The sequence below is a fragment of the Gaiella sp. genome, from assembly GCF_035558935.1.
GTDB lineage: Bacteria > Actinomycetota > Thermoleophilia > Gaiellales > Gaiellaceae > Gaiella.
Map to the genome: position 1 here is coordinate 1 of NZ_DATMBZ010000156.1, position 7,920 is coordinate 7,920.

The following is a 7,920-nucleotide window of genomic DNA, read 5'->3' on the forward strand; positions in this document are numbered from 1 at the left end:
GCTCGCGAGGTAGCGCTGCAGCGCCTCGCGGATGTGGAAGGCCTCCGACCGGCCGGTGCGTGCCGCGAGCCGCTTGAGCGCCCGCTCGCTCGCGTCGTCGAGGTAGATCTGCTTGCGACGCATACATTGCAGTATACATCACCCGGTTGCGGCCGGGCGCAGACGCCCCAGGCCGCGCTCGGTGAGCGTCGGCTCGCCGGCCGAGAAGTGCCGGGCGACGGCATCGGCGTACAAACGGGACGTCCGGACGACACGTGGAAGCCCGAGCCGGCGCCGCTCGTCGGACCGCTCCCCCCGCACGCGGTAGTTAGCATCAACGTGGATGGGGGTCGAGACGATCCGTACGCTGCTCGAGCAGGCTTTCCCCGGCGGGACGGTCGACGTGCTCGACCGTACGGGCGGCAACGACCACTTCCACGTGACCGTCGCGAGCGCGGCGTTCGACGGCGTCTCGCTCGTCGAGCAACACCGCATGGTCAACCGCGCGCTCGCCGCGCCGCTGGCCGACGGCACGATCCACGAGCTCCGCATCACGACGAAGGGAACGGGAACGCCATGACGCTTCGCGACCAGATCCAGCACGTGATCGACGACGAGCCCGTCGCGATCTTCATGAAGGGCACGCCCGAGCGCCCGGCGTGCGGCAACTCGCTCCGCGCCCTCCAGGCCCTCTGGAACGCCGGGGCGCCGATCACGGCGGTCGACATCCTTCCCGACCCGCAGATCAGGCAGGAGCTCTCGGCGCTCAGCGACTGGCCGACGATCCCGCAGGTGTTCGTCAAGGGCGAGCTGCTCGGCGGTGCGGACATCACCGAGGAGCTCCAGGCGTCCGGCGAGCTCGAGCGGAAGCTGGACGACGCCCTGGGCGCCGACCGCGAGCAGGTCGTGAAGACGGTCGTCCTGGCCGCAACCCCCGCTTAACCGCCCACAACCCGGCGTTCACGACGCGCTGCCTATAACCGGTGGCGTGAGCATTTCCGAGCCGTCCGATCGCCCAGACGCGACCGGCGCCCGCCCTCCTGGCCGGGTCGCGTCCGCCGCGAGACCGATCGCCGCGCTCGCCGCCGCTTCCCTTCTCGGCGGCGGCGCGGCGCTCGTCGGCGCCTGGGCGCTCGGCGCGTTCGACGCCTCGACGACCGTCGTCGAGGCGACACCGATTGCGAACGAGCAGTCCGGCGCATCCTCGTCGACCGGCTCGACCGCGATCGACGTCGGCGCGATCTACCGGCAGAGCGGCCCCGGCGTCGTGCAGATCACGTCGACGTCACGCGGCGCGACGAGCACCGACGTCTTCGGCAACGTCCTGCCCGGTCGGGCGCAGCAGGCGCTCGGCTCCGGCTTCGTGATCGACAAGGACGGCCACATCGTCACCAACTACCACGTCGTCCAGGGCGCCTCTGAGATCGAGGTCGGCTTCTCGAACCGGGACACGGTCAAGGCCAAGGTCGTCGGGACCGACCCGTCGACCGACCTTGCGCTCCTCAAGGTGAGCGTGGACGCGAAGGCGCTCACGCCCCTTTCCCTCGCCGACTCCGACAAGGTCGGAGTCGGCGACCCCGTCGTCGCGATCGGCAACCCGTTCGGGCTCGAGCGGACCGTCACGGCCGGGATCGTCAGCGCCCTCCAGCGCGAGGTCCGCGCGCCGAACAACTACACGATCGACCACGTGATCCAGACCGACGCGCCGATCAACAGCGGCAACTCGGGCGGTCCGTTGATCGACTCGGAGGGCCGCGTGATCGGGGTCAACTCCCAGATCGAGACCGCGAACGGTGGCGGCGGCAACGTCGGCATCGGCTTTGCCGTCCCCTCGAACACCGTCAAGAGCGTCGTCGCGCAGCTCATCGAGGACGGCAGGGTCGACCGCGCCTTCCTCGGAGTGACGCTTCAGGACGTGAGCTCTGACGTCGCGGGCGTGCTGCGCCTGCCGGCCGGCAAGGGTGTCCTCGTCGGCTCCGTCAAGCCCGGCAGCCCGGCCGCCAAGGCGGGCATCAAGGGCGGCAAGACGCAGGTCGTTGTCGCGGGCGAGAGCTACCAGCTCGGCGGCGACATGATCGTCGCGATCGGCGGCAAGCCCGTGGCGACGGTCGACGCGCTCCGCGCAGCGATCACCGCCCACAAGCCCGGAGACAAGGTCGAGCTGACCGTCGTCCACGCCGACGGGTCGAAGTCGAAGGTGGAGGTGGAGCTGGGGCGCGTGCCCGACACCGCGAGCCCCTAGGAACTCGGGTCGGCGGGCGTCCTCCCCTTCGCCCGCCAACACGAGCAGAGGTTGGTGCCTGCCCGCCTCTGCGTCTAGCGGCCGCCCTCGGCGAGGGCGGCCGCAGTCTGCTCATAGCCGCGCTCGACGAGGGCGCGCTTCGTCTCCAGGGGCCACTCGAGCCCCGCGCGGAACGTCGCGTCGAGCGCGAGCTCGCCCGGGTCGCCGCGGACGATGGTCGCGGGGAGCGCGCGGTCGTGACGGAACGGGAACCGGGCCGCGGCGAAGCGTGCGTCGACCTCCGCAACGGCCGCATGCCGCCGCCACGGGGCGGCGGTGCGTCGCACGGTCTCGAGCACCTCCTCGCGCAGCTCCGCAAGCACCTGGACGGAGTCGTCCTTCTCGCGGGCGGAGCGCACCTCGAGCTCCGTGTTCCGCGCGACCGCCACGCGCATCAGGCGCAGGATCATGTCCGGCAGGTGCGGCGGCTCACCGCGCTCCTGCCGCTCCTCGGCGCCGCGCAGCTCGCCGATCAGAGCGCGCACCGGCGGCACCGCCCGGAAGGGCTCGAGCCGCTTCCGCAGCCGGGCGAGGTTCTCGCCCGAGCCGCGGGTCGTGCGCGAGATGTAGCGGAAGCCGACGATCTCGCGGACGTCGGCGTTGTCGTACGCGTGGCCGAGCGGGAAGTTCCGCACCCAGCCGCCGTCCGTCCCGATCACGTTTCCGACGCGCAGCGGGAGGACGAGCGCGCTGATCGCCGCCGACGCCAGGACGGCGCGTGCCATCAGCTCCGGAGGAGTGGTTCGGCTCGAGTAGAGCCGCTCGTAGGCGTGATGCTCGTCGAGCTCGCCGTCGGTGACGTCCGTGACCGTCACGACGAGCTCGATCGGTGTGGTCGCGAGCTCGCGCGCGAGCTCGTCGATCGGCGCGACCCGCTCGGCGATCGTCTCCGGCAGGGCGTAGTCGTGGAGCCCGCTGAAAGGCGTCTGCCAGAGGCGGTTCGGGCGGAAGGTCTCAGCGGGCCGGAGCTCGAGGACGAACTCCTCGAGCTCGTCGAGCCGGTCGAGCGCGCCCATGACACCGGAGAGGGCGCCGGCCGACGTCCCGTAGATCCAGCCCACGCGCTCCCACAACGGGTCCTCGCGGACGCGCTTCAGGAACCCCAGCTCGAGCAGGAGCCCGTTCATTCCGCCGCCGGAGAGCACGAGCGCGAGATCGCGGTCGTTCATCGCATCTATTGTGCTGGCGTGGAGCGGGAGGCACCGGAGAGAGGGGTCCTCGAGGTCGCCGACGAGGAGATATTCGCGGAGGAGCACCTCTGGCGCGACGACGACGCGGACAACCACACGGGCTGGTGGTGCGTGCGCACGGACCCGTTCCCGTGCCCCGCCGACGGCTGCACGTTCGTCGCGGAGTTCATGACCGCGGCCCATCTCGTGCTCGTCTGGCAGGAGCAAGACGACCCGAACCTCCTCTGGCACGCCAACCGCGCGAAGCAGGTCGGGCGCAATCCGCGCGTCGTGTCGTACGAGGCGGCCTACGGACCGAGCGCGTCCTACTACGCCTGGGAGGCGGCGGGGCGCCCGGTGCACGGCATCAAGAACGAGCGACCGGTGTCCTCCTGACGGAGGGCGCGAGACGACCATCGATATCGGTTGACTGGTCGCGGACGCACCGCTAGCGTCGCCGTGTGAGCGACGGATTCCAGCCAGGCGACCGCGCGCCGGCACCGGCACCGCTCGACCTCGTGCAGGACTTCGTGAACACGGAGATCCCCGACTTCAACCGGGACGACGTCGCGACGCCGGCCGCACTCGAGGGATGGCTCCGAGATCGCGGTCTCGTCGGGCCAGACGACGCCGTGGACGCCGACGTCTTCGTCGCCGCCCGGGCCCTGCGCGCGGCGCTGCGCGATCTCGCGCGCGCGAACACCCTCGGGGTCGCGCCCGAGCCGAACCGGCGCGCAGAGATCGACGCGGCGCTGGCAGCGTTCCCGCTCGTCGTGCGCGCGGGGAGCGACGGCCCCGGCTTTGCGCCGGCGGGGACCGGGGCACGGCGCGGCCTTTCCAGCCTGGTCGCCGTCGTCGCGACGGCGCAGGCGGGCGGCGCCTGGGAGCGGCTCAAGGCCTGCCGTCAGGAGACGTGCGGCTGGCTCTTCTACGACGCGTCGCGAAACCGCTCTTCGAACTGGTGCTCGATGCAGGTCTGCGGCGGGCGCGAGAAGTCGCGTGCCTACCGCCGGCGCCACGCCGGACGGGAAGACGCCTGATGCGCAGCGCGTGGTACGTCGTCTCGCTGGCGCTCCACCGCTTGCGCAGGCGGGACGGCGGCGCGCTCACGGCGGCGCTCGGGATCGCGGCCGCGTCCGGCGTGCTCGCCGCAATCCTCGTCGGCGGGACCGTCGCCAAGGATCGGAGCGTCGCCCAGGACGTCGAGCGGTTGCCCGCTTCGTCCCGGGCAGTCCGCGCGTCGTGGTTCGGCGTCCCGGCCGGGGACGCGGAGGGATGGCCGAAGCTCGACCGCCAGGCGCGCGCGGCGCTCGCGCCGCTGCCCGCCGGCAAGCCCGTGTCGATCGCGCTCTTCCGCGAGAGCACGATCGGCGGGGTGTTCGTCGGCCTCGCCGCGGTCGACGGCCTCGCGCCGCACGTCCTGCTCCGCACCGGGCGCCTCCCGCGCGCCTGCAGGCCGTCCCACTGTGAAGTGCTTCGGCTCCGCGGGACCGGCCGGCTGCCGGACGTGCCCGGCCTCGAGGTCGTGCAGGTCGGCACCGGGTCGCTCCGCTCGCGGCAGCTCTTCGGGGACTTCCTCTCGCCGACGGACAACGCGCTCGAGGACGCCGAGGTCGCGCCCGCGTTCGCACGAGCCTCGCGCTATCACCTGCCCGCGCCGGGGCCGCTCGTCGTCGCCGAGGGCGTCGCCGGTCTCGTCTCCTCCCCGGTGGTCGCCAGCTCGTATCGCAGCTACTCCTGGGTGCAGCCGCTTTCGGCGGGCACGCCCCGGCTGTGGGAGATCGACCGCCTCGTCGGCGACGCCGACCGCGCGCGGGCCGGGCTCCAGGCGAGCTCGTCGTCGTGGACGGTCACGGCGCCGTCGCAGGAGCTCGGCGCCGCCGAGCGCGACGCGACGGTGGCCGGACGGCGCCTTCTTCTGGTCGGCGGCGAGGCGGCCGCGCTCCTCGTCGCGTTCGCCGTGCTCGCCGCCGGGGCCATGCGCCGCGACCTCGCGGCCGCCAGGCGGCGCCTGACGTGGCACGGCGGGCAGCGCTGGCAGCGGGCGCTCCTGACCGGGACGGAGAGCACGGCGGTCGGATTCGGCGGCGCGGTCGTGGGGTGGCTCGTCGGGTCGGCCGGCGGAGCGATCGCGGCGGCCGCGGCCGATGCGCCGGTCGGGGCCGTGCTGCGTGAGAGCGTGCTCTCACCCACCGGCATCCTGCTCGGCCTCGCCGTGGGCGTTGTCGCCGCCGTCGTGATCGCGGTGACCGTCTCGCTCCAAGCGCGCCGCCGCGGGCGGGTCGGGCCGCTCGACCTCGCGGCCGTCGCGGCGTTGGTCGCGGCGCTCGCGATCCTGGCCAGTGGCTCGGTCGACGCCGGCGAGCTGGCCGCGGGCGGGGCCGCACCCGTCGTCGTCCTCCTGCTGCCCGGCCTGCTCGCCTTCGCGGCGGCCGTCGGCGCCTCCCGGCTTCTGCCGGCCGTCGGCCGGCTGCTCGGGCGGCGTGGTGCGGAAAACGTGCGGCTCGCCGGCGTGTCTGTCGCCCGCGCTCCAGGAGCCGCGGGGATCGCCGCGGCATTTCTCGCGCTCGCCGTGGGCCTTGCGCTGCTCGCCGAGGCGTACCGCTCCACACTGGCCACTGGTGAGCGCGACCGGGCCGCGTACGCCGTGCCGGCCGACATCGTCGTCCGAGAGGACCTCCGCACGCTCGTGCCCGTGCTCCGCGCGGCGCCGCTCTCCCGCTATGCCTCGATCTCCGGCGTCGACGCCGCATATCCCGTCCTTCGCAGCGCTGCCGGCGCCGGGCCCGCGTCCTCCATCTCGGGCGTCACCGTGCTCGGGGTCCCCGGAGGGGCGCTCCGCGGGATGCCGCTCTGGCGCGACGACTGGGGAACGAGCAAGCGCGGGCTCGCCGCCGCCGTCGCGCCGCATGGCTCGACGGTCTTCCGCGGGGTCGTGCTCCCGGGCGCGACGCTCCGGCTCGTCGTCGGTCCGAGCCTGCTCTCCTACCGCGCGACGGTCGAGGAGCGCGGCGGCTCGTTCCGCGTCCTCGAGCTGGGCGCCGCCGATCGCCATCGCCCGACCGTCCTCGCGGCCAGGCTTCCCACGTCGGCGCGAGGCGGCAGGCTCGTGGCGCTCACCCTCGTCCCACCGCGGATCATCGAGCGGGGCTCCGACGCGGGCGTCGCGCTCCAGGGGACGACGACCGTCAGGCTGCTCGACGGGTCGCTCTCGGGCTGGATGGGGGAAAACGGCGTCACGATCGACGGCGGCTCGACGCGGGGCGCGCTCGCCTTCGACTACGCAGTCACGCCGCAGCGGGCCGCACGCCTGCGCGCGCGCCAACCGACCGACGACGCGCCGCCGGCCGTGGCGGTCACCCCCGCGCTCGCCGAGCTCGCCGGGGGTGTCGGCGGCAGGCTGGCCCTCCGGATCGGCGGCGAGCAGGTCCCGGTTCGCGTCGCCGCGGTCGTGGATCGGATCCCTGGGACGACGGGAACGGCCGTCCTCGCGGACCTCGGCGCGTTGTCGACCGCGGTCGATGCGGCATCACCCGGCGCGGCGGACGTCTCGGAGCTCTGGATCGATGCCGCGCCGGGTCGAGAGGCCGAGGTCGCGGCGACGCTCGCGCGACCGCCGTTCGCTGCGCTCGAGGCGACCTCGCGCGCGGCGCTCGAGCGCGACGCGAAGAAGGATCCCCTCGGGCACGGGACGCTCCTGGCGCTCGCCGCCGCCGCGCTCGCCGCGCTCGCGCTCGCGGCCGCGGGCCTCGTGCTCGCGATGCGCGCCGACCTCCGCGACGACCGGGGCGAGCTGACCGATCTCGAGGCTCAGGGCGCGACGCCCGGCCTCTTGCGCCGCATCGTCGCGACGCGTGCCGCCCTCGTCGCGCTCGTCGGCGTCGCGGCCGGCACGCTGGCGGGAATCGCGCTCGCGTTCCTCGTCACGCGCGTCGTCTCAGTGACCGCGCGGGCGGACGTGCCCGAGCCGCCGCTCGCGACGACGATCGGCCCGTGGACGGTCGTCGTGGCGTCGGCGCTGTTCGCGCTGGCGGCCGCCGGCCTCGTCCTGCTGACGACGCGGCGCGCCTTCGCCGACCCGCGCGGGCCGGGCCGGATCGGGGGCGAGGCGTGACGCCGCTCGTCGACCTCCGCGATGTCTTCGTCGTCCACGCGTCCGAGGACGGCGGCGTGGCCGCGCTGCGCGGGCTGACCCTCGCCGTCGACCCGGGCGAGGTCTGCGTCGTCCTCGGCCCGAGCGGCGCGGGCAAGTCGACGCTCGTGCGCGTCGTCGCGGGCCTCGAGCGCCCGTCGGCAGGGCTTGCGCTCGTCGACGGGCTCGACCTCGGTGGCGCATCGGCCTCGGTCGTCTCACGACACCGCGCCCGCGTCGTCGGCTACGCGGACCAGCACTACTGGCGCGCGCTGTCGCACGACCTGACCGCACTGGAGCTGGTCGCGCTGCCGCTCGGCCTGCGCGGCGTCGAGCGCATGCAGCGTGAGCAGCGCGCG

At 74.0% G+C, this 7,920-nt stretch carries 9 protein-coding genes; 7 read left to right on the forward strand and 2 right to left on the reverse strand.

Annotated features, from left to right (window positions below):
* On the reverse strand, nt 1-123 hold a 123-nt coding region (locus tag VNM44_RS17155), incomplete at its 3' end, for a ribbon-helix-helix protein, CopG family (RefSeq protein ID WP_349258052.1).
* A gap of 199 nt (nt 124-322) precedes the next feature.
* Here VNM44_RS17155 and VNM44_RS14995 point away from each other — a divergent pair.
* The 3 genes from VNM44_RS14995 to VNM44_RS15005 are packed head-to-tail and all read left to right on the forward strand — an operon-like array spanning nt 323 to nt 2,221.
* Nucleotides 323-559, forward strand: a complete 237-nt coding sequence (locus tag VNM44_RS14995) for a BolA family protein (RefSeq protein WP_325626708.1) — start codon at nt 323-325, stop codon at nt 557-559.
* Complete coding sequence (locus VNM44_RS15000) at nt 556-921, forward strand: glutaredoxin family protein (protein WP_325626710.1); 366 nt, start codon at nt 556-558, stop codon at nt 919-921. The genes VNM44_RS14995 and VNM44_RS15000 overlap by 4 nt, the downstream gene beginning before the upstream one ends.
* A gap of 46 nt (nt 922-967) precedes the next feature.
* Complete coding sequence (locus VNM44_RS15005) at nt 968-2,221, forward strand: S1C family serine protease (RefSeq protein ID WP_325626712.1); 1,254 nt, start codon at nt 968-970, stop codon at nt 2,219-2,221.
* A gap of 74 nt (nt 2,222-2,295) precedes the next feature.
* Here VNM44_RS15005 and VNM44_RS15010 read toward each other — a convergent pair whose 3' ends face one another.
* On the reverse strand, nt 2,296-3,429 hold the full coding sequence (locus VNM44_RS15010; RefSeq protein WP_325626714.1) for a patatin-like phospholipase family protein: 1,134 nt from the start codon (nt 3,427-3,429) through the stop codon (nt 2,296-2,298).
* Between the two features lie 18 nt (nt 3,430-3,447).
* Here VNM44_RS15010 and VNM44_RS15015 point away from each other — a divergent pair, with 18 nt between their 5' ends.
* The 4 genes from VNM44_RS15015 to VNM44_RS15030 all read left to right on the forward strand — a co-directional run.
* Nucleotides 3,448-3,825 carry a hypothetical protein gene (locus VNM44_RS15015; protein WP_325626716.1) on the forward strand — a complete coding sequence of 126 codons (378 nt, stop codon included), beginning with the start codon at nt 3,448-3,450 and terminating at the stop codon, nt 3,823-3,825.
* Between the two features lie 65 nt (nt 3,826-3,890).
* Nucleotides 3,891-4,469, forward strand: coding sequence for a CGNR zinc finger domain-containing protein (locus VNM44_RS15020; RefSeq protein ID WP_325626721.1), 579 nt, complete (start codon nt 3,891-3,893; stop codon nt 4,467-4,469).
* Entirely contained in the window at nt 4,469-7,543 is a 3,075-nt protein-coding gene (locus VNM44_RS15025) for an FtsX-like permease family protein (RefSeq protein WP_325626723.1), read from the forward strand. The genes VNM44_RS15020 and VNM44_RS15025 overlap by 1 nt, the downstream gene beginning before the upstream one ends.
* Nucleotides 7,540-7,920: ATP-binding cassette domain-containing protein (locus VNM44_RS15030; protein WP_325626725.1), on the forward strand; the 381-nt coding region annotated here is incomplete at its 3' end. The genes VNM44_RS15025 and VNM44_RS15030, both read left to right, overlap by 4 nt.

Bases quoted from the DNA above. Each gene is read 5' to 3' on its own strand.
- VNM44_RS14995 (WP_325626708.1), top strand. From the start codon at position 323: ATGGGGGTCGAGACGATCCGTACGCTGCTCGAGCAGGCTTTCCCCGGC.
- VNM44_RS15010 (WP_325626714.1), bottom strand. From the start codon at position 3,429: ATGAACGACCGCGATCTCGCGCTCGTGCTCTCCGGCGGCGGAATGAAC.
- VNM44_RS15000 (WP_325626710.1), top strand. From the start codon at position 556: ATGACGCTTCGCGACCAGATCCAGCACGTGATCGACGACGAGCCCGTC.
- VNM44_RS15025 (WP_325626723.1), top strand. From the start codon at position 4,469: ATGCGCAGCGCGTGGTACGTCGTCTCGCTGGCGCTCCACCGCTTGCGC.